Source organism: Streptacidiphilus fuscans (assembly GCF_015690355.1).
GTDB lineage: Bacteria > Actinomycetota > Actinomycetes > Streptomycetales > Streptomycetaceae > Streptacidiphilus > Streptacidiphilus fuscans.
The window spans coordinates 64,889-89,556 of sequence record NZ_JADPRT010000014.1 but is presented as its reverse complement, the minus strand read 5'-3'; the positions used below and the strand labels follow the sequence as shown (position 1 = coordinate 89,556).

General features: G+C 72.4%; 22 protein-coding genes. 13 read left to right on the top strand and 9 right to left on the bottom strand.

Translation table 11 applies throughout. The features are described from left to right. Nucleotides 1-4: 4 nt before the first annotated feature. From I2501_RS28605 to I2501_RS28595, 3 genes are all read right to left on the bottom strand, one after another. On the bottom strand, nt 5-394 hold the full coding sequence (locus I2501_RS28605; RefSeq protein ID WP_196197166.1) for an SCO5389 family protein: 390 nt from the start codon (nt 392-394) through the stop codon (nt 5-7). Nucleotides 395-527: 133 nt separating this feature from the next. Further along, nucleotides 528-2,468, bottom strand: coding sequence for a glycoside hydrolase family 9 protein (locus I2501_RS28600; RefSeq protein ID WP_196197165.1), 1,941 nt, complete (start codon nt 2,466-2,468; stop codon nt 528-530). A 136-nt stretch (nt 2,469-2,604) separates the two neighbouring features. After that, nucleotides 2,605-3,504 (bottom strand): SDR family oxidoreductase, encoded by a 900-nt coding sequence (locus I2501_RS28595; RefSeq protein WP_196197164.1) that lies wholly within the window; start codon nt 3,502-3,504, stop codon nt 2,605-2,607. A 120-nt stretch (nt 3,505-3,624) separates the two neighbouring features. Between I2501_RS28595 and I2501_RS28590 the strand changes: the two genes are divergently transcribed. Next, nucleotides 3,625-4,182, top strand: coding sequence for a TetR family transcriptional regulator (locus I2501_RS28590; protein ID WP_196197163.1), 558 nt, complete (start codon nt 3,625-3,627; stop codon nt 4,180-4,182). A 67-nt stretch (nt 4,183-4,249) separates the two neighbouring features. On the opposite strand, the gene I2501_RS28585 is transcribed toward I2501_RS28590, so the two are convergent. Next, the gene (locus tag I2501_RS28585) at nt 4,250-5,710 is read right to left on the bottom strand and encodes an amidase (protein WP_196197162.1); all 1,461 of its coding nucleotides are present in this window, start codon (nt 5,708-5,710) and stop codon (nt 4,250-4,252) included. Nucleotides 5,711-5,904: 194 nt separating this feature from the next. Between I2501_RS28585 and I2501_RS28580 the strand changes: the two genes are divergently transcribed. Together I2501_RS28580 and I2501_RS28575 are read left to right on the top strand one after the other, a co-directional pair. Beyond that, the gene (locus tag I2501_RS28580; RefSeq protein ID WP_215910087.1) at nt 5,905-6,759 is read left to right on the top strand and encodes a helix-turn-helix domain-containing protein; all 855 of its coding nucleotides are present in this window, start codon (nt 5,905-5,907) and stop codon (nt 6,757-6,759) included. An 89-nt stretch (nt 6,760-6,848) separates the two neighbouring features. After that, a complete protein-coding gene (locus I2501_RS28575; RefSeq protein ID WP_196197161.1) occupies nt 6,849-7,604 on the top strand; it encodes a class I SAM-dependent methyltransferase in 756 nt (251 codons plus the stop codon). Nucleotide 7,605: 1 nt separating this feature from the next. Here the strand turns inward: I2501_RS28575 and I2501_RS28570 are convergent, their stop codons facing one another. Next, nucleotides 7,606-8,469, bottom strand: a complete 864-nt coding sequence (locus I2501_RS28570) for a helix-turn-helix transcriptional regulator (protein ID WP_215910086.1) — start codon at nt 8,467-8,469, stop codon at nt 7,606-7,608. Between the two features lie 114 nt (nt 8,470-8,583). On the opposite strand from I2501_RS28570, the gene I2501_RS28565 reads away from it, so the two are divergent. Then, entirely contained in the window at nt 8,584-9,282 is a 699-nt protein-coding gene (locus I2501_RS28565; RefSeq protein WP_196197159.1) for an SDR family NAD(P)-dependent oxidoreductase, read from the top strand. Between the two features lie 19 nt (nt 9,283-9,301). Here I2501_RS28565 and I2501_RS28560 read toward each other — a convergent pair whose 3' ends face one another. The 3 genes from I2501_RS28560 to rpmG form a co-directional block, all read right to left on the bottom strand. Beyond that, a complete protein-coding gene (locus I2501_RS28560; RefSeq protein ID WP_196197158.1) occupies nt 9,302-9,970 on the bottom strand; it encodes a flavin reductase family protein in 669 nt (222 codons plus the stop codon). An 83-nt stretch (nt 9,971-10,053) separates the two neighbouring features. Beyond that, nucleotides 10,054-10,299 carry a type B 50S ribosomal protein L31 gene (locus tag I2501_RS28555; protein ID WP_196197157.1) on the bottom strand — a complete coding sequence of 82 codons (246 nt, stop codon included), beginning with the start codon at nt 10,297-10,299 and terminating at the stop codon, nt 10,054-10,056. 65 nt (nt 10,300-10,364) lie between these two features. After that, nucleotides 10,365-10,529: a 50S ribosomal protein L33 gene (rpmG, locus tag I2501_RS28550; RefSeq protein WP_196197156.1), complete on the bottom strand. Its 165-nt coding sequence runs from the start codon at nt 10,527-10,529 to the stop codon at nt 10,365-10,367. A gap of 193 nt (nt 10,530-10,722) precedes the next feature. On the opposite strand from rpmG, the gene rpmB reads away from it, so the two are divergent. The 9 genes from rpmB to I2501_RS28505 all read left to right on the top strand — a co-directional run bounded on the left by rpmB (nt 10,723) and on the right by I2501_RS28505 (nt 18,204). Beyond that, the gene (gene rpmB / locus I2501_RS28545) at nt 10,723-10,959 is read left to right on the top strand and encodes a 50S ribosomal protein L28 (RefSeq protein WP_196197155.1); all 237 of its coding nucleotides are present in this window, start codon (nt 10,723-10,725) and stop codon (nt 10,957-10,959) included. Next, the gene (rpsN, locus tag I2501_RS28540; RefSeq protein ID WP_196197154.1) at nt 10,959-11,264 is read left to right on the top strand and encodes a 30S ribosomal protein S14; all 306 of its coding nucleotides are present in this window, start codon (nt 10,959-10,961) and stop codon (nt 11,262-11,264) included. Before rpmB ends, rpsN begins: the two co-directional genes overlap by 1 nt. Next, the gene (locus I2501_RS28535) at nt 11,261-12,556 is read left to right on the top strand and encodes a CobW family GTP-binding protein (protein WP_328806699.1); all 1,296 of its coding nucleotides are present in this window, start codon (nt 11,261-11,263) and stop codon (nt 12,554-12,556) included. The genes rpsN and I2501_RS28535 overlap by 4 nt, the downstream gene beginning before the upstream one ends. 69 nt (nt 12,557-12,625) lie before the next feature. Further along, a complete protein-coding gene (gene rpmF, locus I2501_RS28530; RefSeq protein WP_196197153.1) occupies nt 12,626-12,790 on the top strand; it encodes a 50S ribosomal protein L32 in 165 nt (54 codons plus the stop codon). Between the two features lie 114 nt (nt 12,791-12,904). Continuing rightward, nucleotides 12,905-13,627 (top strand): WXG100-like domain-containing protein, encoded by a 723-nt coding sequence (locus I2501_RS28525; protein ID WP_196197152.1) that lies wholly within the window; start codon nt 12,905-12,907, stop codon nt 13,625-13,627. Beyond that, the gene (locus I2501_RS28520) at nt 13,624-14,505 is read left to right on the top strand and encodes a nucleic acid/nucleotide deaminase domain-containing protein (RefSeq protein ID WP_196197151.1); all 882 of its coding nucleotides are present in this window, start codon (nt 13,624-13,626) and stop codon (nt 14,503-14,505) included. Before I2501_RS28525 ends, I2501_RS28520 begins: the two co-directional genes overlap by 4 nt. Nucleotides 14,506-14,548: 43 nt before the next feature. Then, nucleotides 14,549-15,133 (top strand): SUKH-4 family immunity protein, encoded by a 585-nt coding sequence (locus tag I2501_RS28515; protein ID WP_196197150.1) that lies wholly within the window; start codon nt 14,549-14,551, stop codon nt 15,131-15,133. Nucleotides 15,134-15,180: 47 nt separating this feature from the next. Then, nucleotides 15,181-16,050 (top strand): nucleic acid/nucleotide deaminase domain-containing protein, encoded by an 870-nt coding sequence (locus I2501_RS28510; protein ID WP_196197149.1) that lies wholly within the window; start codon nt 15,181-15,183, stop codon nt 16,048-16,050. Nucleotides 16,051-16,095: 45 nt separating this feature from the next. Then, nucleotides 16,096-18,204 (top strand): WD40 repeat domain-containing protein, encoded by a 2,109-nt coding sequence (locus tag I2501_RS28505; protein ID WP_196197148.1) that lies wholly within the window; start codon nt 16,096-16,098, stop codon nt 18,202-18,204. Between the two features lie 237 nt (nt 18,205-18,441). On the opposite strand, the gene I2501_RS28500 is transcribed toward I2501_RS28505, so the two are convergent. Further along, nucleotides 18,442-24,516 (bottom strand): WD40 domain-containing protein, encoded by a 6,075-nt coding sequence (locus tag I2501_RS28500; RefSeq protein WP_196197147.1) that lies wholly within the window; start codon nt 24,514-24,516, stop codon nt 18,442-18,444. Nucleotides 24,517-24,668: the final 152 nt, after the last annotated feature.

Sequence of the window (24,668 nt, the reverse complement as noted above, 5' to 3'; positions counted from 1 at the left end):
CGGATCAGCAGTTGCGCAGCTCCGGGGTCTGGTTGAGGAGTTGGGAGCGCAGCGAGGTGAACTCCTGGTAGGCGGCCTCGTCCTCGGTGCCGGGCCGGAAGGCGGCGACGCGGTGGCAGTTCATGAAGGCGAGCGTGACGCCGAAGTGCCGCTCCAGGCTGCCCCGGATCGCGTTGCTGGCCAGGGCCCGCAGCAGTTGGCCGCGTTCGGCGTCCGTGGGCGGGGTGTTGTCGTCGACGAACGGCTCGTCGCTGTGCGGGAGCCGGGCCGCGAGCGCCTCGACGGTCGTGAAGGCGTAGGGGAGCGAGTCACGGACCGTGGCGACGAAATCGGCCTCGTCGATGGGCCCGTGCTCGGCCTGGGCGAGGAGTTCGGGGGAGACGTCGAGCGACATGAGGGAGCTCTCCGTTCGCGAGAGGAGGGGACTCGGATCGATAACAGAAATGAAAACCGTTATCGATAGAGACTCTGCTGGCGTGGTGAGCCTCCGTCAAGTCCCCTCGCTCTCTTGGCTCAATCCGGTCGGCTCAGCCGAGCGACTCCTGGAGTGCCCCGGCGAGGATCGCGCTGCCGGTCATGTCGAGCGCGGGCTCGCTGGACTGCCAGGAGCGGACGTCGTCCACGTACTCGCCGCCGTGGCCGGTGAAGGCGGTGAAGCTGTCCCGCTCGCAGGACTTCATGCCGGACTGGAGCGATCCCAGCCCGCCGGTGAAGTTGGCCGTTCCGTTGGGGCCGTTGACGACGGCCCCGCTGTCGATCGGGCTGTGGCCGTTGGTGGAACCAAGCAGGTTGGGTATCTGCGAGCCCATGCAGTCGGGGAACGTGGTGCCCTCGCCGACCACGAAGCTGGTGCCCCAGGCGTTGCCGCCGAGCAGCCAGTCACGCTGCTCGCCCGCGAAGGCGGCGAACTCGGTGTCCCCGCTGGCGTGTTGGTAGAGCGCCTCGGTGGAGATGAAGCCGAAGGTGTGCGAGTCGACGTCGAAGTTGGTGTAGTCGCCGCCCTCGCGGAAGATGTCCGCCGCCGAGGTCTTGGCGGCCGAGGCGACCTGGGACTTCAGGTTGGCGATCAGCGTCGCCTTGCTGACGGCCAGTCCGGACGGGCTCCCGGCGGCGGTGATCGCCGCGGCCAGGTCGGCGTGGGCGAGGGCGCTGACGTCGTAGAGGTTGAGCGTGTCGTTGCCCGAGTCCTTGGCGATGTAGTCGGACGCCCAGGTGGCCGCCTGCTTGAGGTAGGGCAGGGAGGTGGAGCTCGGGTCGCCGAGGGCCTGCTGGGCACGGGCGATCTCCGTCGCGGCCAGCTCCATGGCGTCGTGCCAGATCGACTCGGGGTAGTAGGCCGAGGGCAGCGCGGACTCCAGCGTGCCCGAGGGGCTGGTGTTCGCCATCGCGTAGAGCGAGGTGGCGTCGGCCAGTTCGGTCGTGGCGCCCGAGGTGTCACCGGCGGCGGCGTCGGACCGGGCGGCCAGGGCGAACGCGGCGGCGACGCGGCCGACCACGTCCGGGTCGATCTTCGCGCCGGGGGCCGCGGCCTCGAAGACCGGGCGGTGCGCGGCGGCGTAGTAGTCCGTCTTGGCGGTGTCCGAGTCGTCCGCCTGCGGCAGCCGCCACAGGTCGTGGTCGCCGTAGTACGTCGTCTCGTTGCCGGCGCCGATGCCGACCTGAAGGTAGAGCGTCTTCGTCTTCGGGTTCCACATCTGGTTCAGCCACGAGCCGCCGTACGCGGCCTCGGCGGTGAGCGAGGCGGGCGCGGAGTGGCCGAGCGCGAGGGCGGACGAGTAGAGCAGGTCGTCGGCGTAGGCGGCGGTGAAGGTGAACTTGAGGTAGTCGCCCGCGTCGAACCAGCCGCCCTCGACGTCGACCTTGGGCGCGCCCGCGATCGGCACCAGGTTGCCGCTGATCTGGTCCCCGGTGCCGCCGTCGCTGTTGGGGATGAAGGCCGGCGTCTTGTAGACCGTCGCGCTCGCGTCGTTCAGGTGCGAGGGCGTGCGGCCCAGGGCGCCCGGGATCACGTTCTTGCCGTCGCGCTGGTTCTGGTAGAACGTCACGCCGTTGGTCACCAGAGAGCCGTAGAGCGCGGCGGCGGTCTCCACCCGGAAGGTGTCGGAGGTGACGCCGACCGCGCCGCTCACGACCACGCGGTAACTGCCGCTCGCGGTCACCTTGGAGAAGTCGATCGGGTACACGTCCCGGTAGGCCGAGTTCCACGAGCCGCGGCTGGTGGTGGTCACCGTGCCACTGGCCACCGTCGAGCCTGCGGCGTCGACCACCTTCCAGGTCTCGCCGGAGACCGCGGCGCCTGTCATCAGGTACGCGATCTTCGTGTCGGTCGGCAGATAGCCGACCTGGTCGGTGCGCAGTTGCGCGGCGGTGCTGGCGTGGGCGGCCGTGGTAGGCGCGACCAGTGCCAGGAGGAGGCCGGCACCGGCGGCTGAAGCGGTCAGGGGACCGCGTCCCGGTCGAATTCCCATGGGGGCTCCTGAGGACGGTCAGTTAAGTAGTAAAGGTTCCTAACTGAATCGCGGGAACCGTACCGACCACCCCACTGACCGTCAAGAGCCGTGGCAGTTCACCGAGTCGGGCTCACCGCCGGGGTCACTGGCAGGCTCACTGGGTCAGGGCGTAGGCCCCCGCGGCGATGTCCTCGAAGAGCGTCGGGCCGGTGGGCGTCCAGTCGAGCAACTCCCGCGTGTGGGCGCTGGATGCGACGATGTCCATGCCGAAGAACCGCCCGATCCAGCCGAAGTGGGCGTCGGCGTCCTCCGGCGCGACCGAGACGGTGGGCACGCCGAGCTGCTCGCCGAGCGCGGCCGCGATCTCGCGGGAGGGCAGGCCGCTTTCGGCCACCGCGTGTAGGCGCGCACCGGCCGGGGCCTTCTCCAGCCCGAGCCGGACCATGCGGGCCGCGTCCGAGTGGTGCACCGCCGCCCAGCGCGTCGAACCGTCGCCTATGTAGCCGGCGGCCCCGCGCTCCCCGGCGATCTTCGTCAGCTGGGCGGTGAAGCCGTGGTCACGCATGCCGTGGACGGTCGGTGCGAAGCGCAGCGCCACCGGGCGGACGCCGCGCTCGGCGTAGGAGAGCGCGAGGTTCTCGCTGCCGCCGCGCATGGAGTCGACGCCGTGGAACGGCGACGCGTCGTCCTCCGTCAGGGGGCGGCCGACGACGCCGCTGGCGAGGCCGGAGGCCAGCAGGAACGGCCGGTCGCTGCCCTCCAGGGTGTCGAGCATGCGCAGGACGGCGGTGTGCTCGCTCCGGCCCGCGCCCGCGTAGTCGGCGAAGTCGTGCTTGAAGGCCAGGTGGATGACCGCGTCGGCGGCCTCCGCCGCGGCGGCGAGGCTGTCGGGGTCGTCGAGGCTGCCGCGGTGGGCGACGGCGCCCTTGGCGTCGAGGGCGGCGGCGGCCTCGTCCGAGCGGGCCAGGCCGACGACCTTGTGGCCGTGGGAGAGGAGTTCGTCGGTGACGGCGGAGCCGATCCAGCCGGAGGCACCGGTGACGAAGACGCGCATGGCGGATTCCTTCCATGGGAATGCCACTGGACTGCCACTGGGATGTCAGTGACTGTCGTCAACGTTAGCACTGATGTCAGCGACTGTCATCCGAATGTTCGGGCCGCTAGACTTCCCGGCATGGGGAGATGGCAACCGGACGCGCGCGGGCGGATGATCGGCGCCGCGATGGAACTCTTCGCCGAGCGTGGTTTCGAGCAGACCACCGCCGGCGACATCGCCGAGCGTGCGGGGGTCACCGAGCGCACCTTCTTCCGGCACTTCGCCGACAAGCGCGAGGTCCTCTTCGACGGATCGCCGCTCATGGCGCAGGCCGCACGCGACGCGATCGTCTCCGCGCCCGAGGGGTCCACGCCGCTGGAGGCGGCGCTCGCCGGGATGGTCGCGGGCGGCGGTCTGCTGGAGGACCGCCGCGACCACGCCGTCCGCCGCAGCGGGATCATCGCGGCCAACCCCGGGCTCCAGGAGCGCGAACTGCTCAAGCTCGCCACCCTGACCGACACGGCCACCGACGCCCTGCACGAACGCGGCGTGACCGAGCCGATCGCCAGCCTCGCCGCCCACAGCGCGGTGACGGTCTTCCACGTCGCCTTCGCCCGCTGGATCGCGGCTGACGCGCCGCTCACCTTCGCCACCTGCGTCGACGAGGCCGCGACGGCGCTGCGCTCGCTGACCTGACCGCTGCTGCCGCAGCCGCCGCCTCAGTCGCCGGCCCGGCCGCCGCCGCGACCCGCCTGAGTCGCCGTCAGCTGCCGGCCCGGCCGCCGCCGGCGAGGGCCGGACGCCGAGCGGCCCACGGGAGCGCGACCTCCAGCGTCCGGGACACCTGGAGCAGCAGGTCCTCGCGCCAGGGTGCGGCCACCAGTTGGACGCCGACGGGCAGCCCCGTGGCGTCGTCGTGGTGGAGCGGCAGTGAGATCGCCGGCTGCCCGGTCACGTTGAACAGCGACGTGAAAACCCCCATCGGGTAGCTGTTGTGCAACGGCCGGAGGGGATCCTCCCCGGCGCCCGCACGCAAGGTGCCGACGCGCGGCGGCAGGCAGGCCATGGTCGGCGTGACCAGGAGGTCGAACCCGGCCAGGAAGCCCTCGACGATGCGCCGCGACAGCTGTTGCGTCGTCAGCACGGCCTCCGCATAGGTCCACGAGTTGACCGACCGGGCCGCCTCCCGCAGTGCGCGGTTGTGCGGCTCGACGCGGTCCGGATCGGCGAGCGGGACGCCTGCGGAGCCGCAGTTCCAGAGGGTGGTGAACACCCCGAGCAACTCCTCGGTCGGAGGCAGCGGGAGGCGGGCGTCGACGACGTGGTGGCCGAGGGATTCGAGGGCGTGGAGCGTGGCGTGGACGGCCGCCACGCACGCCGGATCCACCGGGACACCCGCGACCGGTGAGTCGGTGAGCGCGCCGATCCGCACCCCCGTCGGCGGCTCCTGCCGCATCGTGACGCCGAACGGTGTCCGGCCTTCCGGCCGGGACCACCAGGCGCCCGGGTCGTGGCGGGCAAGCACGTCGAGCAGGGCCGCGCTGTCCGCCACGGTGCGGGTCACCGCGCCGCTCACCGCCAGGCCCTCGCCGACCACCGTGGTCCGGGGTACCAGCCCCCGGGTGGCCTTCAGCCCGACCAGGCCGGTGCAGGAGGCGGGGATGCGGATCGACCCGCCGCCGTCCTCGGCGTGGGCGAGCGGCGCCATCCCGGCGGCGACGGCCGTCCCCGCGCCGCTCGACGAGCCGCCCGGCGACCGGTCCGGGGCCCAGGGGTTGCGCGTGACGCCCAGGGCCTCGCTCTCGGTGAAGGGCACGGCGCCGAACTCGGAGGTGGTGGTCTTGCCGAGAAGGACGAAGCCGGCGTCCACGAACCGTTGCACCACCGTGTCGGACGCGGTGGCCGGGCGCAGGTCCGCTCCGGCCGATCCGTACCTGGTCGGCCAACCGGCCACGTCGAGAAGGTCCTTGATCGGCAGTGGCACGCCCAGGAAGGGCGGGAGCTCCTCGCCGGACCCGGCCCGCGCCACGGCGTCGGCCGCAGCAGCAGCGGCCTTGCGGACGTCGTCGTCGGCGCGGTGGCAGAAGGCGTTGAGCCCGGGGTCCAGCGCGTCGATCCGGTCGAGGTAGCAGTCGGCCACCTCGACCGGGCTCACCTCCTTGCGGCGGATGGCCGCGGCGAGGTCGACGGCGGGCGTGAACGGGTCGATCGACGGCTGGGTCATGGGTGAGGGTCCTCTCCCGAACGGCGCGCTGTGCGCGCGGTGGCGAGCCCGGTGCAACGACCGGCTTCCTGCTCAGCGTCGTCGGGTTCCGCGGCCGGGTCTTGGACGAATGTCGCCCGGTGGTCCAGCAGGGGATTCAGCAAGCGGTCCAGGTGTGCAGCGCCCGAACCGCCGTGCCGCGTAGCCTGTTCGGTATGCGAGCCGTCGATTCGGCGCACGACGCCGTGGACGTGTGGGAGATCGCAACGCCGTCGCGGCCCGGGCGGTTGCGCGGGGTCGGCATGGCCGGGTTCCGGGCCCGGACGACGGACCCCGTCGACCTGGCCGTGGTCCCGTACCCGGCCGTGACGCTGGCCTTCGACATCGGGGACGGCACCCTCGCCGTCGTCGACTCCGAGGGGCGCGAGCAGCGCGACAGCGCCGTCATCGGCATGGCTGCCGACGGCGTGCGGGGCCTCGGTCGTGACGTCGCCTGCCTGCAACTGCGGCTGTCGCCGCTGCTCGCCCACGCGGTGCTGGACGGCGCCTCGGCGGAGTCGGGCGGGCGTGTCGTTCCCCTCGACGACCTCTGGGGCCGGGACGCCGCGCGCCTGCGGGAGCGGCTCTGTGCGGCCGGGAGTTGGGAGGAGCGGTTCGCGATCGCGGAGGCTGCGCTCGCGCTGCGGTGCGAGGGCGGCCGGGTCGTCGATCCGGAAGTCGCCTACTGCTGGCGGCAGATCGTGACACACCAGGGATCCGTGCGCGTCGACCGGCTGGCCGAGGCGGTCGGCTGGAGCCGCAAGTGGCTCTGGTCCCGGTTCCGGGCGCAGCTCGGCCTCACCCCCAAGCGGGCCGCGCAGTTGGTGCGCTTCGACCAGGCCGCCCACCACCTCGCCGCAGGGAACGCCGCGGCACGGGTGGCGGCGGAGATCGGCTACGTCGACCAGTCTCACCTCCATCGCGACGTCATGGCCTTCGCCGGGGCGACGCCCAGGGCCGTCGCGATCGCGCCATGGCTCGCGGTCGACGACATCGCCTGGGCCGAACCCGGCTACCTGCACGATGTCTGACGTTAAGTCACATCAGGACAGGGCGGCGCAGCTCCGCTCAGGAACATTCGTCCAATCCGGCGGCTCCCCGCGCGGCTGACACTGCGAGCATGTCTGAGACCACGATGCCGAACGACTCGCTCCCGCCGCGCCTCGACCGGCCGCACTACGGCGTCGACGCGCCGTCCTTTCCCGCAGTGATCGCCGCCCTCGGCACCGCGTCCCTCCTGGCTGCCGGACGGTGGCGGAAGGGACGCGCCGCGACGGCCGCCACCGGCGCGCTGCTGCTCGCCAGCACGGGCGTCTACCTGCACACCACGCTGCGCGGCAAACTGCGCGTCTGGGAGCGGGAGTTGGACCGGGTCGGCCTGAAGGGCCACGAGCAGTTGCTGGACCTCGGTTGCGGCCGCGGCGCGGTGCTGATCGCGGCTGCCCGGCGGCTGCCGGAGGGACGTGCCGTCGGCACGGACCTGTGGCTGGGCAAGGACCAGAGCGGCAACACCCCCGACGCCACCCGCGCCAACGCCCTGGCGGCCGGGGTCCTGGACCGGATCGAGGTGCACACCGCCGACATCACCGCGCTGCCCTTCGCGGACGGTTCCTTCGACGTCGTCACGAGTGCGCTGGTCATCCACAACATCCCGGCCGACGACGACCGGTTCCGCGCGCTGGACGAGGCCCTGCGCGTGCTCTGTCCCGGCGGACGGCTGCTGATCGCCGACTTCGCGCCCATGGCCCACCGGTACGCCCGTCACCTGGCGCGCACGCACCGGGGGACGGCGACACTGCGCCCGCTCGGTCCCGCGTACTGGTACGGCGGCCCGTGGTTGAGCATCACGCTGCTGGAGCTGGTCAAGGAGACGTGAGTCAGTGAGTGGGCGGTGGGCCCGCGACGGTGCTGAGCCGGAGCTTGGTCTCGTCCTCGCTGCCGGTCACGGCGGTCCAGATGACGATCTTGAGCTCGTCGTCGCCGGCAGTCAGGGTGTCGCAGTCAACCGTGACCGGTCCTACCAAGGGGTGGTCGACGGTCTTGCGGTCCTCGCGGTGCGCGGCGGCCACCTCTCCGGTCGCCCACAGCTCCGCGAATCTCGCGTTGCCCGAGTTCAGTTCGCCGATCAGCGCGGCAAGACGGGAGTCTTGGGGGAACCGGCCGGTGGCGCGGCGCAGATCGGAGACGACGGCGGCGTCGGTGGCGGCTCGGTCCGATTCGGAGACCGGCCACGCCGTGAGGCGGGCGGGGCTTCCGTCCACCGGGAACCTGTCACGGGCGAAGTTGCGCAGTCGCGGCGGCCAGGCGGAGGGATCGCCAAGGAGCGCGGCCCAGCCGCGATTCCACCAGATCAGCTGCCAGTCCGCCGCGAAGACGGCGACGGGGACGTCTCCCAGGCGGGCGAGCATCCTCTGCATGCCGAGCGGGAGATGGTCGGAGACCGTGCCGCGTGCCGGTGGGGCGAGGTGGGCCAATCGGTACAGGTGGTCCCGCTCGGCGACCGACAGGTGCAGAGCGCGCGCCAGGGACGCGACCACGCTCGCCGAGGGCGTCGTGGCGCGTCCCTGCTCCAGGCGCACGACGTAGTCGACCGACACCCCGGCGAGATCGGCCAGCTCCTCACGTCGCAGCCCGACCGTGCGGCGTCCCGGGGCAGCCGTGAGTCCGGCTGCCGACGGGGGCAGACGGTCGCGCCATGTGCGGATCATCGCGCCCAGGCCGGTTCCGGATGTCGCCGTCATGGTCCACATCGTCCCGCATCTCCGGTCTCCGGGGCGGGCGCGAAGGTGGTACTGCTCGTCCTATCGTCGAAGTCTCCCTGGTCGGCGTCCTCCGGTTTGAGGACCATCGAAGGCATGACGATCACTTTCATCACCGGGGCGAACAAGGGGCTCGGCCGCGAGACCGCACGTCGCCTGGTCGAGTACGGCCACACCGTGCTCGTCGGAGCGCGCGACCGCGAGCAGGGCGAGGCGGCCGCCGCCGCGTTGGGCGCGCGCTACGTCCCCGTCGACGTGAGCGACGACGCGTCCGTGGCCGCCGCGGCAGCGGACGTCGCCGAGCATGAGGGCAGGATCGACGTCCTGATCAACAATGCCGCTGTGCAAGGTCCCTTCGGCGATCCGAGCGAACTCACCGCCGCCGACGCCCTGGCCGTCCTCGACGTCAACGTCGTCGGTGTCGTCCGCGCCACCACCGCGTTCCTGCCACTGCTGCGTCGTTCGGACGACCCTGTGATCATCAACGTCAGCAGCGGCATGGGCTCCCTCGCCCTCACCCACGACCCCGAGCGGTCCGAGTCGCAGGTCGTCGCGCCGCTGTACGCCGCCTCGAAGGCGGCGCTGACGATGTTGACCACCCAGTACGCCAAGGGCCTGAAAGGCATCCGCGTCAACGCCGCCGACCCGGGCTACACGGCGACCGACATGAACGGTCACAGCGGCCCGCAAACCGTCACCGAGGGCACGGACGCCATCGTCGCTCTCGCCACCCAGGGGCCCGGCGCCGGCACCGGACGCTTCGTCTCCCGCCATGGCGAGATCGCCTGGTCCTGAAGCCGGACGCGGGGCGGTCTCAGTGTGAACGAGGCGTCAGGGAACGGAAAGTGTGGCCCAGCTCGGGTCCGAGCCCGTAGTAGTGGCGGAAGTTGTAGACCAGCGGGCTCCACGCGGCCGGGTCGACGTGCTGGGTCCCCGGCACGACCAGGCGCGGATCGGCGTGCACGCGGAGCACCTTGGCCTCGACGATGAGGAAGCTGCCCGCGACGTCCGCCTGAACCCGGGCGGCGCGGGCCTCCAACTGCAGCGGGCACTCGGCGACCCTGGGCGGCCGGACCAGCTCCGAGGGCTCGGGCCGCAGGCCCGCCGCCGCGAACTTGTCGCGCTCGAACCGGAAGGTGCCACGCTTCGACTCGGGCACCGGATCGCGTCCGGTGAGCGGCGCGAGGCGCTCCACCTGCGGCCACTGCGTGGGGGCGGGCAGGTTGACGACGAGCTCGGGGCGGCGACGCAGGTTGTGCGCGGTCTGGCCCTCGACTCCGACGCCCAGCACGATCACCTGGCCGAGCGCCCAGGCCGACGACAGCGGCGCGAGGTTGGCGGAGCCGTCCTCGTTCTCCGTGGTGAGCAGCACCACGGGCGTGCCGAAGTAGAGGATCGCCGGGGCGATGACCACGTGGTCATCGCTATCCGCGTGCTTCCCGTGGCCCGAGACGGTCGGTGGTGCGGGTGACAGGGTGTCCATGAGGCCGACGGTAGGGCCGTGACGCTTCGGCGGGCGCCGAAGTGCCACGGCCCTGGTGCGACCCACTACGCGGCGTTCGAGGCTTACCGCCGCCCGTAGCGGCGCTCGAAGAGCTCGACGCGTCCGGCGGTGTCCATCACGCGGGCGTTGCCGGTGTAGAAGGGGTGGCTCGCCGACGAGATCTCGACGTCGAAGACGGGGTAGGTGTTCCCGTCCTCCCACTCGACGGTCTTGGTGCTGGTGAGCGTGGAGCGGGTCAGGAACGCGACGTCCCCGACGCGGTCGCGGAAGACGACGGGGCGGTACTCGGGGTGGATTCCGGTCTTCATCGTGCTGTGCCTCTCGGTTTCGAGCGGGTGGGACGCGTGGGGAGTGCGGTGGTCCCGCGTGACGCTCAGCGTTCCTCGCGGAACTCGGTGTGACGGCCGAGGGTCGGGTCGTACTTGCGCTGCACCATCCGGTCCGGGTCGTTGCGGCGGTTCTTGCGGGTGACGTACGTGTAGCCGGTTCCGGCGGTGGAGCGGAGCTTGACGATCGGGCGGAGTTCGTTGCGTGCCATGGTCGGCGGTTCTCCAGTCGTGGACGGGGGCCGATGACTGTCCGGATCGCTCCGCGGTGCTGTCCGCCAGAGTGAAATGGAAGTCATGTTCACCTACTGTACCGTCTGAACGTCCACCCTCCGTCGGGTATTCCTGCCGTCGACGGGCGGGTGTTCAGCCCTGTTCGCCACACCTGCCAAAGGGGGAACCACCGTGTCCGCCCACTGCCAGTTGACCGGCCGCAAGCCCGGTTTCGGTCACTCGATCTCGCACTCGCACCGGCGCACCAAGCGCCGTTTCGACCCGAACATCCAGCACAAGCGCTACTGGCTGCCCAGCGAGGGACGGTTCGTCCGGCTCACGCTGAGCACCAAGGGCATCAAGACCGTCGACAAGATCGGCATCGAGAGGGCCGTCGCCCGCCTCCGCTCCCAGGGGGTGCGTGTCTGATGGCCAAGACAAGCAAGATCGCCAAGAACGAACGACGCCGGGTGATCGTCGCTCGCTACGCCGAGCGCCGCGCGCAGCTGAAGAAGGTCATCGCCTCGCCGCGCAGCAGCGACGACGAGCGCGCCGCGGCCCAGCGCGAGTTGGCCCGGCAGCCCCGGGACGCCAGCGCGACGCGGGTCCGCAACCGCGACGCCGTGGACGGTCGCCCGCGCGGCTACCAGGGGGCGTTCGGCCTGTCCCGGATCAACCTGCGCGCGATGGCCCACGCGGGCCAGCTGCCCGGCGTACGGAAGTCCAGCTGGTGACGGGCCGAGCGGGGGCGGGGGGCTCGACGCACGGTGGCACCCTCCTGCCCGTCGCGGTGGTCGCCGGGTTGCACGCGGAGGTGCGCCGCCAGGCGGTCGCGGAGTTGCTCCTCGCCTATCCCGACGCCGTCGTGCTCCACCACGACCTCACCGACGCGTCCGTGGGCCTGGCCCACCGGTCGATCCGCTCCGCCGACGGCCTGATCGACGCCGACGGCCTGATCGACGCCGACGGGCAGGCCGCCGCCGACGTGCAGGTCGGCGGCGTCACCACGGTCCCGCTGACCAACGACTGCCCGTGCTGCGCCGTCCGCGCGGACCTGCTGCCCCAGCTGCGGCGGTTGGCGCACGGCGGCCGGCACTCGCTGGCCGTGGTGGAGCTGTGGGGCGGCAGCGAGCCGCACGCGGTCACCGAGGTCGTCGTGGGCGCCGAGGTGGACGGCCGCTGCATGGCCGAGGACGTGTACGTGGCCGCGGTCGTCGTCGCCGTGGATCCCACGCGCGTCGTCGAGGACCTCTCCGTCTCCGACCAACTGCGCGATTTCGGCCTGCACACCAGCGCCGACGACGAGCGCTCCCGCGCCGAGGCGCTGGCCCGCCAGATCGAGTACGCCCAACTGATCGTCGTGCCCAGGGCTCCTCAGGGCGGGGAGAACGCCGAGGACCGTGAGCAGCGGCTCGCGGGGCTCGCCATGATCCAGCAACTCCACCCGGCGGCACGCCGCGTGGCGCTCGGCACGGGTGCGCTGGCCGCCGGGGACGGCGTCGCCGCCGCGCGGTTCGACGTCCCCGCCGCCCGGGACCGGGTCAACCCCGCGATCGCGCTGCTGCCGCAGCAGGCGGAGGGCTGCGGCGTGGCGACGCTGGTGTGGGAGCGCCGTCGTCCGCTGCACCCGGAGCGGCTCCACGAGGCGTTGGAGCAGCTGGTCCCCGCGGCACAGCGCAGCCGGGGCCGGTTCTGGCTCGCCAACCGCCCGGACCTGATGCTCGCCTGGGACGCGGCCGGGGCCGGCCTGGCCATGGAGGAGTGCGGCCCCTGGCTGGCCGCCCTCGACGACGACCAGTGGGACCTCTACCCGCCGCAGCGCCGCGCGGCAGCCGCGTTGGAGTGGCACCCCACCTACGGCGATCGGATCCAGCAGCTCGTCTTCACGGCCGCCGGACTCGACGCCGAGGGCGTGGTCGAGCTGCTCGACTCCTGCCTGCTCACCGACGAGGAGCTGGGCGCGGGCGAATCCGGCTGGAAGGCGCTGCCGGACGCCTTCGAGGACCTCCTCGATCCGGTGACCTGAGCGGTCCTGACGCTTCATCACCAACGACACCAACGACACCAACGACCCAGTGAACGAAGGAACGACCCGATGGCCGTGCCCAAGCGCAAGATGTCCCGCAGCAACACCAGGCACCGCCGGGCCCAGTGGAAGGCGACCACCCCGCAGCTCGTCCCGGTCACCGTCGACGGCCGCGAGCACCTGGTCCCGCAGCACCTCGTCAAGGCCTACCAGCGTGGGCTGTTGAAGCCCTGAGAAATACACTGACGGAAGAACCCTCCCACCTGATTTCCCCTGTCGTGGAACCGTGCCGGCGTACTAGCCTCTCCTCGAAACTGGAGAGTGGCGGCGCCGGTACGGGGGTGGGCCATGGCGATCGAACTGCCGCAGCCGGTGGCGGACTTCCTCAACTTCATCGGCATCAGCTGGCCACAGGTCAACGAGGACTCGGTGCGTGAGTTCGCCACGCACGTGCGGACCTTCGCCTCGGGCATCGAGGGCACGCACCAGGACGCGACGGCGACCCTCAGCGCGATGAACTCCTCCTACCAGGCGAACTCCTACGACCTGCTGGTCTCCAAGTGGGCGCACCTGTCGCAGGGGCACATGCAGGACCTGCTGGACGGCTGCTCGGTCCTGGCGACCGCGCTGGACGCGGCGGCGGACTACATCGTCGGCCTGAAGATGGAGTGCATCGCCGAACTCGGCGTACTGGCAGCCTCCTTCGTCGCCGACCAGGCCGCGGCCATCGCGACGCTCGGGCTGGCCGAGGCGGCCGAGGCGCTCATCGTCAAGGCGGCGGAGAAGCTGGTGGAGTTCCTCAAGCAGGAGCTCATCCAGTACATCACCGCCCAGGTGATCAACGCCGCGCTGACCCCGCTGCTCGGCGTCGTCGAGAAGGCCGTCGCCGGGATGAGCTACTCGGCGCTGGAGGACATGCTCGGCGTCTCCGGTGGCGGCCCCGGCGACGGCTGGATGGTGCACCCGGAGGAACTGCGCGGCCACGCCGAGAAGTTCGGCGCCCACGCGGAGACGGCACGCGGCCACGCGCAGAACTTCGCCTCGAACATGTCGGGGGTGAGCTTCACATGAGCGACGTGGCCAAGCCCTTCGAGGAGGCGGCCGGGAAGACCGTCAAAGCCCTGTCGGAGGACGTCTCCCACGCCTACGGCGGGATCCTCGACGAGACCAAGAGCAACCTCCACACGATCGCGGACAACGTCGAGGAGAACGAGAAGAAGACGGTCCGCAAGTACTTCGTCGACGACGAGGGCAACGTCAAGGAGATCGTCGACGGTCAGCTCAAGGACCTCTCGCCCGAGGACGACTCCGGAATCCGCGGCCTGCTGGACGCGAATCGGGAGACGCCCGGCGTCAAGAGCCTGACTCCGGAGGAGAAGAAGGAGCTCAGCGCCAACAAGAAGAGCTGGGAGTCGCTGGGTCGCACGCAGGACAAGGAGGGGGAGTGGGTCGAGTCGCAGAAGCTCGAGGAGCCGACCGACCTCTCCAAGGCGGTCGAGGAGGCACGACGCGCCCAGCACGGCGGCGAGGGCGACTACGGCGGCACCAACTACGCCGCACTGCACTACGCCTCGACCGACGGTAAGGAGGAGTTCATCCTGGTCGGCCGCAGCAGTGCGGAGCGCAGCCACTCGGAGCGCTCCATCGGCTATCCGCTCGTCCACAACAAGAAGCAGTTCCAGGTGGACCAGGTCTATACGGAACGCCGGCCCTGCCAGAAGGGCTCCACCTGCGAACGATGGCTCAACATGCACATGTTCGACCCGGAGCAGAACCCGGATCTCAAGGTCACCCACGCGGTGGACTACGACAACGACATCAAGGACACCGATGTCCGCAACGCTCCGTTCGACCGCTACATCGATCAGCTGGAGTCGAACCACGCCTCCGGCGACTACGGTGGAACGGCCGGGAGCATGGACTTCGACGTCGACCCGGCAGCGGTTTGACGCGTAGTGGAACCACCGACCGAGCGTTACCCCAGGAGATCCTGTGCTCTTCCCCCTGACGTCGGAGGAACTGACCTCCGAGCTCCCGGCCGACCAGGTGGTCCGGACCGATCCTGCGGCTGCCGCGCCGGTGATCGGCGCCGCCGACGCCGTCGCCTTCCTGAGCGAGGTGGGCGTGCCGTGGTGCAGCGGGGTGTTCCACCTCGGCGCCTCGCTGGCCGCGGCGTCGACGCCGGACCGGCTGGTGGAGGACGAAGGCGGTCTGGAGAAGGTGGTAGTGACGCCGTTCGGTGAACTCGGCCACCTGGGCTCGCTCCAGTACGCACTGGTCTACGTCCGGCGTGACGACGGTGTGGTCTTTGCGACCTCGGAGGACGCCGAGGAGGGCTACGAGCGGATCCACGGGGACGTCTCCTCGTTGGCCCGGATGCTCCTGCTGGTCGAGTCGAAGGCGCCCGACCCCCGGCTGCGCAACCGGGAGGCCCGTCCGCTCTACCGGCGCGCCGTCGAGGAGATCGAGGCGGAGATGCGTGCCGTCGACCCCGCGCCGCTCGCCGATCCGGACGGCTTCTGGACCCAGTACCTCGACTCCTACGCGAGCGGCATGTACCCCCGGAAGCCACGGTAGCGTTTGCCCGAACCTTCACCACCCGTACCGCCCCGGAAGGACCCGAGATGAGCACCGACCCCCGCCGCGTGCTGGTGGAGCGCTTCGGCGTGCAGGGACTGCGTCGGCTCAACTGGCCGGACGCAGCCGGGCTCGGGGCGTCCGTGGTCGGGGTGTCCGTGGTCGCGGACACGGGGGTGCCGGTCCAGGTCGGGCGGTACTTCAGCGCGCCCGACGCGGAGTCGCAGGCCGGGGCGGGGCCGGAGCCGGAGCCGGGGGCCGAGTCGCCCGCGCCGCTGACCGCGCAGGGGCGACCGGTGCTCGGGTACGACGGGCCGGTCGAGCTGTACGTGACGGAGGCCGGGGGAGTCCGCGGCGGGTTCCGGGGGTTCGACCTGCCCGAGATGCCGGTCAACAGCAGCGTGGACCGCTTCCTGCTCTCCCTGACCGCGCTGGACCGGGCCGTGCCGCTGATCGCCGGGGCGGAGAGCCAGGGCGAGGGGTTGGAGGTCTACCGCGACCTGCGGGCCGAGCTGACGGCACTCGACGAGGACGCCTTCGCGGACCGCGAAGGCTGGTGGCCGCGGGTCCTTGACGACCTGCGGCATCCGCTCAACGTCCGTTCCTCGGCCGCGTTCGGGTACCGCGACGCGGACGGGGCGGAGCAGATCCTCGTCGGGACGTCCGGACCGGGGCTCCCGCACGCGGAGGAGATCGTCTGGGACCGGCTGGCCGCGGCCGGCGTCCCCGCCGAGGCGGTGACCAGCGTCTTCACGGAGCTCCAGGCCTGCTTCATGCCGGGGCACTGGTGCGCGCTGTGGATGGCGGCGCAGTTCCCGCAGGCGCGGTTCACGCACCGCTTCGACTACGGGCGCGACGCCGAGTCCCGCGAGGCGGGCGTCAAGGCGTTGATGATCCACATCCTCGAACAGGACTGACGATCCGCGTGCGCCGACGGGCTGCGGGGGAGGGGACGGAGCACGATGGAGCGGATACCGATACCGCCGTTGCCCGGCGGTCGCAGGCCCGCAGGCGCCGCGCTGCTCGGCTGGCTCGCCGATCCGCTGGCGCCCCGCCTGTGCGTGGTGACCGGCGCGCCGGACTCGGGCAAGAGCCACCTGCTCGCCTGGTTGACGGCGGCGGCCTCCGTCGCTGACGCGCCGTCGGAACGGCGGGTCCACGCGATGGTGCCGCTGCGCGGGCTGACGGTCTCCTCGGCCGTGTGGACCCTCGCCCGCCAACTCGACCTGTACGCGCGGACGCCGCAGCAGCTCCTCGGGGCGCTCGCCGCCGACTCCCGGGCGACCGTCCTCTGCCTGGCCGACCTGCACCGCGCCGGTGGTCGCGCGCTGCCGGGCGAGCCCCGGCAGGTCATGGACGAGCTGCTGGTCCCGCTGCTCGCGCTGCCGCAGGTACGCGTCGTGGTCGAGGCGGATCCGGCGACGGCAGCGCTGTTGCAGCAGGCGCCGCGCAGCGACGAGGTCCCCGCCGCCGTGCTCGACCTGGACGCGCCGCAGTGGACGAACCCCGAGCGCTTCGCCCGCTGGTACGCGGGGCTCCCCGGTGCCGCGGACCGCGCACCCGCCGAGGCCGTGTACCCCAGTCCCGGACTGGCCCACCTCGCCGCGCGGCTCGGCAAGGCGGGGACCGATCTGGTGTCGGACAACGACGCTGACGGAGCGTCAGCAACGACCGCCGCACGGCTGGTGGACCGGTGGTGGGCCGAAGCCCCCGACGCGGCCAGGCCCGCGATCGCCGCGCTCGCGTCCGTGGACGTCCCGATCACGGCGGACGGCTGGGCCAGGCTCGTGCCCGACGCCGAGGCGCGGCAGCTCGCCGCCGACCTGCTGCCCGCCACACCGTCCGGTGCGCCGGTGCTCAGCGCGGCCGTCGCCGAACACCTGCGCCCGGAACTGCCGCCCGAGGCGTCCCACCGGCTGCTCCGCGTCCTGATCGGCGCCGTGCCCCGGCAGCCAGACGGAGGGCCCGATCTCGACGGCGTCCCCGAGGAGCACCTCACGCTGTTGCTGGCCCAGACCCTGACGCTGGGTCAGGCAGGCCAACTGCTCGACGACCCCGGCTTCCTGGTGCGCGCCGACCCGCACCAGGTCACCACCGCGCTCAAGGCGACCGGAGCCGAAGGGCCGCTCGCCGAGGCCTGGGCGGGCGTCGGTCCGGCCCTCGCTGAGGAGGACGATCCGGGCGCGCGCGCCGACATCCTGCGCCACCGTCTGCACGGCACGCCCTTCGGTCCCGCGCCCAGTGGGTGGGCGACCGGCGACGGCCGTCGGACGGTCTGGCGCCTCGCCCGGGGCGCCGCCGCCTGGCCCGGCCCGGTGACCGCGCTCGCGGCGGGCCGCGCACCGGACGGTACGCCCGACGGCAGCCTGCTGGCGGCCGACGCGAGCGGCGCGGTGCACCGGCTCTCGCAGGCCGACGGCAGCCCGCTCGGCCGGATCCCGCTGCCGGCCCCACGGCCGCTGCGGTCGCTGGCGTGCGGAGCCTCCGGAGCGGACCGAGGGGACGGAGCGGTCGCCGGGCTGGTCAGCCTGGACGTGTGGGGCACCCCTGCGCCGGAGCTGCCGCCCGGCGTTCGCGCGGAGGGCGAACTCACGGCGCTGCTGGGCGGGTTCGGACTGCCCGAGGGCGTGGTCGTGCTGGGCGACGTCACCGGCGCGGTGGCCTGGCACGACACCCGCACCGGCGACTCGGCGACCGTCCGACCGCACGCCGGTCCCGTCTCCTCCCTGGCGGTCGCGCTGCCTCCGGGCCTGCCGCCGCTGGTGTTCAGCGGGGGCGCGGACGGCACCGTGCGGCTGTGGAGCCCCGGGACGGAGCCGCTGGCGGAGCCGTTGGACGCCCGGACGTGCCCGGTGCTGGCCGTCTCCGTCGCTTCCGCGGCCGGTGATGCGCCGCTCACCCTGGCCGTGAGCTGGGCCGACGGTCTCGTTCGCGTGCTCCGCCTCGGTGCGGACGGGCCGACCAGCGACCTGCGCATCGGCGCTCCCGTCCAGGACCTGCTGCTGCTCGGACTGGGCCGCCTCGCCCTGGCCGCCGCTGACGAACTGTCAGTCATCGCCATCGGTCGCTGACAGGCGCCCCTTCACACGATTCGCACACCTGTCCGCCATCCGGCGGAGGGGCGACGCCGGGTGTTGGGCGCGGATTCCTCCGTTCGGCGGTAGGCCTGCCACCGGACGGAGGTACCGCCCCACCGGGCGGATTCGGCAGCATGGAATGCGGAACGCCCGTCCGCGCCCAGTGGGCGGGGGCCGCCCCGGCCGTCGTGCTCGGCCGGGGCTTTTGCGTGCTCACACCCGTGCCTGCGCTCAGAGCGGCTGGTCCAGCGGGAGTTGGGCGGCGCTCGGGAGATGGCGGTCCAACTCGCCGGGCTCGAACCGGCTCATGCCGATCACCTGCCAGAACTCGCCCGCCGTGGACCCCTGGTGCTTGTAGCGGCCCGACGGGGTGAACGCGGCCCAGCCCTCGGCTGCGCCGATCAGCGTGGCCTGCGGCACCGGCGCCGTCGTCGCGTCAGGCTCGACGGACCAGAGCCGCAGCGTCCCGTCCTCGCCGCCCGCCGCCAACTGCCCGCCGTCGGGTCGGAAGGAGAGCGTCAGTACGCGTCCGACCGGGCCGGTGAGCGTGTGCAGCAGCGTGCCCGCGCGGACGTCCCAGAGGCGGATCAGCCCGTCGTCACCGGCCGTGGCCAGCAGCGGGAGGCTCGGGTGCGCGGCGGCGGTCCAGATGCCCCCGGCATGGCCGCGCAGCCGGTGCACCGGCTCGCCGTCGCGCCAGACGACGGCGGTGCCGTCCCAGGAGGCGCTCGCCATCCAGTGGTCGCCGCTCTCCGCCGTTCCGTGTTCGACGTCTGCGAAGTGACCGAAGACCACCGCGTAGACGCGGTCGGTGTGACCCGCGAGTTCGGCGAGGAGCTCGCCCTGGAGGTTCCACACCCGGACCAGCCGGTCGTCCGCTGCGGTGACGACCTGGCTGCCGTCGGGGCTGAACGCGATCGACCGCACCCGCCCCTGGTGCTGGGCGAGCGAGGCCACCCGCGCGCCCGTGGTCCGGTACCAGAGCTGGACCGAGTCGTCGTCGTTGGCCGTCGCCAGGATGTCGCCGGTCGCGTCGAAGGCCTCGGCCCAGGTGTGGTCGGTCTCCGCGTCGATCTCGCGCTGGAACTCGCCGGTGACCGCGTTCCACAGGTAGACGTCGCCGTCGTTGCTGGCCGTGGCCAGCAGCGCGTCGACGGGGGCGAAGACGGCGGAGACCAGCTGGTCGTTGTTGCCCCGCAGCGTCGAGGTGAGCACGCCGGTCGCGGTGTTCCAGAGCCGGATCCGGCCGTCGTTGCCCGCGACGGCGAGGAGGGAGCCGTCCGGGCTGTAGGCGGTCGAGAAGACCTTGCGGCCATGGCCGTTGAGGATCCGGCGGCTGCGGCTGGTCGCGGTGTCCCAGAGCCGCACCGCGCCGTCGTTGGCCAGCGTCACCAGGACCGGTCCGGCACCGGCCGGTTCGCCGTCGGTCGGCGGGCGGAACCGGCAGACCCAGACCGAGCCCCGATGCTGCGGCGGCTGGTGCGGCAGCGGGCTGAGCGGCAGGTCGGGGAGCGGGTCCGGGTCGGGCTCGCGGCCCGGGCCGCCGGACGGGCCGCTGCCCGGGCCGGACGCACGAGGCATGAGACCCGCCCCGACGCCGGGACCGGCACCGGCACCGGCACCGGCACCGGGACCGGAGCCGGGTCCGACGGGCTCCGGGGACTGCCAGACCCGGACCAGGCCGGTGCTGTCACCCGCCGCCAGCAGCCCGCCGTCCGGCGAGAAGCTGACCTGGTAGACGGAGCCGACGCAGCCGACCCCCACCCCGGCCGGTCGCCCGGAGACCAGGTCCCACAGCCGGACGCTGCCCTCCGTGTCGCCGCTGGCCAGCAGCGTGCCGGAGGGGTGGAAGTCGAGGGTGTAGACGCGGCCGGGATGGCCGGTGAAGTGGTGCAGCAGGCTCCAGTCCTCCGTCGACCAGACGCGGACGTTGCCGTTCAGGCCCCGTCCGTTGCGCGCGGAGACGCCGGTGCCCTGGTCGCCGGTGGCCAGCAGGCGGCCGTCGGGGCTGAACCTGGCCCGGTAGACGGTGCCGTCGTGGGCTTCCAGGCTCGCCAGCCGTCGCCCGTCGGTGGTGTCCCACACCGTCAGCCGGGAGCTGGCGTCGCCGAGCGCCAACAGCCGTCCGTCCGCGCTGAACTGGGCGGTCAGGGTCAGCTTGCCGTGGCCGGGAAGCCGGAGCCGGACGGTGCCGGTGGCCACGTCCCACAGCGTCACCGCTCCGGTCGGGTCGCCGGTGGCGAGCAGGGTGCCCGACTGGTCCAGGGTCACCGGCCAGACGCCGTCGGGGTGCACGTCGAGCCGGTGCAGGCAGGCGCCGGTGACCGGGTCCCAGAGCCGGACGGTGCCGTCGGAGGCGCCCGTCGCCAGCACCCCGGGACGGAACTTGAGCGAGTAGACCCGGCCGGTGTGGCCGGACAGCGTGCGCAGCGCGGCGCCGGTCACCGCGTCGCAGACCAGCACACTGCCGTCCTCGTTGCCGATGGCCAGCAGTTCACCGTCGGGCGCGTAGGTGAGCGGCTCGGGCAGGCGGGCGACGTTCGACCCGAAGCCGTACGGGACGCCGACCTTGGCGGGCCGCAGCCCGATCTCGACCGGCATGCCGGGACTGAACGCGGCCGTGGCCAGCTCCGGCAGTTCGGTCAGCGGACGGTCGGCCCGGCAGTCGATCAGCGACGCGCGGTTCCAGCGGCTGCCGGTGAGCCGGGCGCCGCTCAGGTCGCTGCGGCCCAGGCGGGAGCGGCGCAGGTCGGCGCCGGTGAGGTCGGCGTCGGTCAGCCGGGTGCCGTCCATGGTGGTGCCGACCAGCCGGGCGTCGCGCAGCCGCGCGCCCTTGAAGTTGGCGCCGTCCAGCCGGGCGTCGGACAGGTCGGCCCCGGTCAGGTCGACGCCGGTGAAGTCGCGGTGCGACAGGTCCTCGCCGACCAGCCGCGCGCCGCGCAGATCGGTGTGGGCGGGTATCCGCAGCCGGCTGATCACCTTGGCGGCGTTGGCCTGGGCGACGGTCTCCTGTTCCGTCCCCGCGTCGCGCAGCACCGACTGAGCCCAGGTCAGGCAGACCTGACGGTCCGCCAGATCACAGAGGAACTCCACGGTCAGCTGGCTGAGCACCCGGTGCTCCAGCAGCTCGTGGTCGCCGCGTGCCAGTCGCGCCGCCGCCTCCCTGGCGACCAGCCAGTCGGCGACCGAGCGGTGGATGAAGTGGAAGGTGCCCTCGGGGGAGCGGATCAGCAGGGTGCCGGAACCCATCGCGTGGGCGGCGTGCGGGATCGAGAGACGGTGCTCGGTGAGCGTGCCCAGTATCTCGGCTATGTCGGTGAGTTCGTCCATCCGCAGCGAGGTCCGGCCGGTCTCCCACAGCCGCACGGCCAGCGCCGAGGCGGCGTGCCAGAGTTGATCGACCGTCAGTCCCGGTGGTGCGCCGGGCACGTTGACCCGCTCGTACTCGTACTGCAGCCAGGCGTCGAAGACCTCCTGGTAGAGCCCGGCGGCGCTGAGTGCCCGGCCCGCACCGGCCACCGCGCGCAGTCGCTCCTCGTCGAGCTGGGAGACGAAGCTGAGCAGTCGCGGGTTGCCGCACAGCGCCAGCAGGTCCGGGATGCCGTGCAGCAGCCGCATCCGGTCGTCGGCCGCCTGGGCGTCGCCGTAGCGGTTCTCCAGATAGCGGCGGATCTGCTGCTCGTTGAAGGACTCCAACTGCATCACGCGGCGCTGCGGCAGTAGTCCCACCCGCTCGCCGAGCGCGGTCAGCACCTGCGCCTGGGACTTGAAGTGCTGGGTGCGGCTGCTGACCACGATCTTGGCGTTGTCGGTGGCCGCGTCGAGCAGGACCTGGAGGTGGTCGGCGGCGCGGTCGTAGCTGACCTGGTTGACCAGCTCGTCGAAGCCGTCGAAGAGCAGGATGATCCGGCCCTGCCGCAGCATGTAGCGGAAGGCGCGCAGCTCGATGGTGTCGACGCCGTGCGCGGCCAGATGGGCGGCGACCAGGCCGTCGAGGGTGTAGGCCTTGTCGAGGGTGCCGAGGTCGATCAGCAGCGGGGTGATGTGCGGCAGCTCCTCCGGCAGCCGCCGGGCCAGCTCGTGCAGGGCGAAGGTCTTGCCGTGCCCGAAGTCGCCCAGCAGCAACAGGAACCGGCCGTGGTCGGTGTCGAGCAGCCGGATCAGGTCGCCGATCAGGTCGGGGTGCTCGACGCCCCCGGCCGGCGCGGTCTCCCGGTAGCGCTGCGGCAGGTAGAGGTGGGGCGGGTAGCGGTTGTCGCGCAGCAGCCGCTCGGTCTGGGCGCGGGTGTACTCGCGCAGGTCCAACAGCCCCTGGAACTCCGTGAAGCTGCGGATTCGCACGCCCAACCGACGGGCCCGGTCCCGCAGTTCGGACGCGGGTGCCGGACCCAGATGCACCAGCTCGGCGTCGGGCGCGGTGCCCGAGGCGCGGACCTGGTCGGCGAAGGCCTCGACCGTCTCCGCGTCCGGGGTGCCGACGACGGCGCCGATCCGCTGCTGGCGGACGAAGCCGGACTCCTGCCAGGTGGCCAGCAGTTGCGGCGGGGTGCCGCGCAGCCGACGCAGCGTCACCGACTCGTGGCGGGTGCGGCTGACCTCGGCGATCCGGTCCAGCAGCTCGTCCACCGGCGCGGTGAAAGCCCGTGTCTCCGGTGCCACGTGCCCCGGACCGGCCACCGCCGCGTCCACGTCGTCCACTCCGTCGACGCTCCCGGCGTCGTCCGTGTCAGTGTCCGCGTTCGCCGCGCCGTCGGTGCCGTGGCCTGCGGGCGGGAAGGCTGTCTCCGCACGGCTCCAGTGAGCCGGCAGGTCGACGGTCTGCGATCCGGCCTGGCGCGAGCGCAGGTCGTCGGCGCTGAGCTGGACCAGGCGGCGCTCGGCCGGGTTCTTCGCGCCGAGCACCAGCAACTCGCCGCCGGTGACCGCGATCCGGTGCGGTGTTCCGGCGTCGGCGGCGGTGTCGGGGCCGTGCAGCAGCAGGTTGAGCCGCGGCGCGGCCAGCCGCAGGAACAGGTCGCTGTCCCGCAGCGCCTCCCGGCGCGGACGCGGCGCCCGGTCCAGCGGATGGCGTACCGCGCCGATCCGCAGCCAGCCCGCGTCCTGGTACGGGCGCAGCGCCTGGGCGAACCAGGTGATCTGCTCGTTGCCCAGGCTGCCGAACTGGTCCTCGCTCCGATGGCTGTACGCCATCGAGGAGTTGAAGCCCGCCACCACGGTGTGCAGGTCGGGCACGGGGAAGAGCGACCAGGGCTGGTCGGCGTCGAAGACCAGGTCGAGGCCCTGGTAGAGCTCCTGGAAGAGCCGGGTGTAGTGCCGCCACTTGGGCCAGTACGGCGCGCGCGGATGGATCTCGTCCGCCTCGCAGCTGTGGAAGTAGGCCCGGCACGCGGCCTGGCTCACGTCGTGGCCGCCGGGGACGACGGCCAGGCGCTGCGGGTCGAGGGCGAGCCGGGAGCGCAGCTTGGTGAGGAAGTCCAGCGCCTGGTCGCACTCGCGCGGGCTCCCGGACGCGGTGAGGTCGCCGGTGACCACCACCAGGTCCGGTGCGGGCGCGCCGCCGTCGGTCAGCTCGACCAGGTCGCTCCAGATCGCGGCACGCAGCGGGTCCGGCTCCTGCCCCCGCCCGAAGGCGGGACCGGCCAGATGCAGCACGGTCAGCGTCTCGTCCGCACGCGCCGGGTGCGGCGCGGCGGGATAGCGCGGCGCGACGGTGGGCCGCCTGCGGCCTCCCCACCCCAGCCCGCCGAAGGGACTGCGCGAGGAGGGCCCGCGCTGCGCCGGTATGGACGCCGTGCGCGGGCCGGAGGCGTCGGCGCGGCCGGGCAGACCGGGCGCGTCCGGGTCCCCGGGGAACCGCGGTCGCTCCTCGGGTCGGGACCGGCCGGTCACCGTGGACTCGATCCGGGTGAGCAGCAGGTCCTTGGCCGCGGCGGCGTCCTGCACGCCCACCAGGTCGATGTAGGTGATGGTGGCGAGCAGTCCCTCGACTGTGGTGTCGGCCACACGCACGGTGAGCAACCGCGGGTTGGGCGGCTGCGGCGAGGAACGGAGCGCGGCCTGCCACTCCATCCGCCCGTACGTCGAGTTCTTGTAGTGGTCCGACAGCACGGCGATGACGGCCGTCGACTCGGTGACCCCGCGGTCCATGAAGTCGATGAAGTCGGTGCCGGGGACGAAGTCCCAGGCCTGGAGCAGCGTGCGGTGACCGGCCTCCTCCAAGGTCCAGGCGATCCAGGCCGCCCACCGTTCGTCGGCGGGCGAGTAGCTGATGAAGAAGTCGAACGGGGCCGAATCACTGTTCGCCATGGGAGAATGGTAGATCCGGCCGCCGTCCGTGGTGGCGGATAGTGAGCGATTGGTGACGTAATCTGTTGACGTGGATGCGGAAGTGACGGATTCTCCGAGCGTGGGGACGCCAGGCCCGGGCGACGTCGACGACCGGAAGTCCGAGTCTTCCT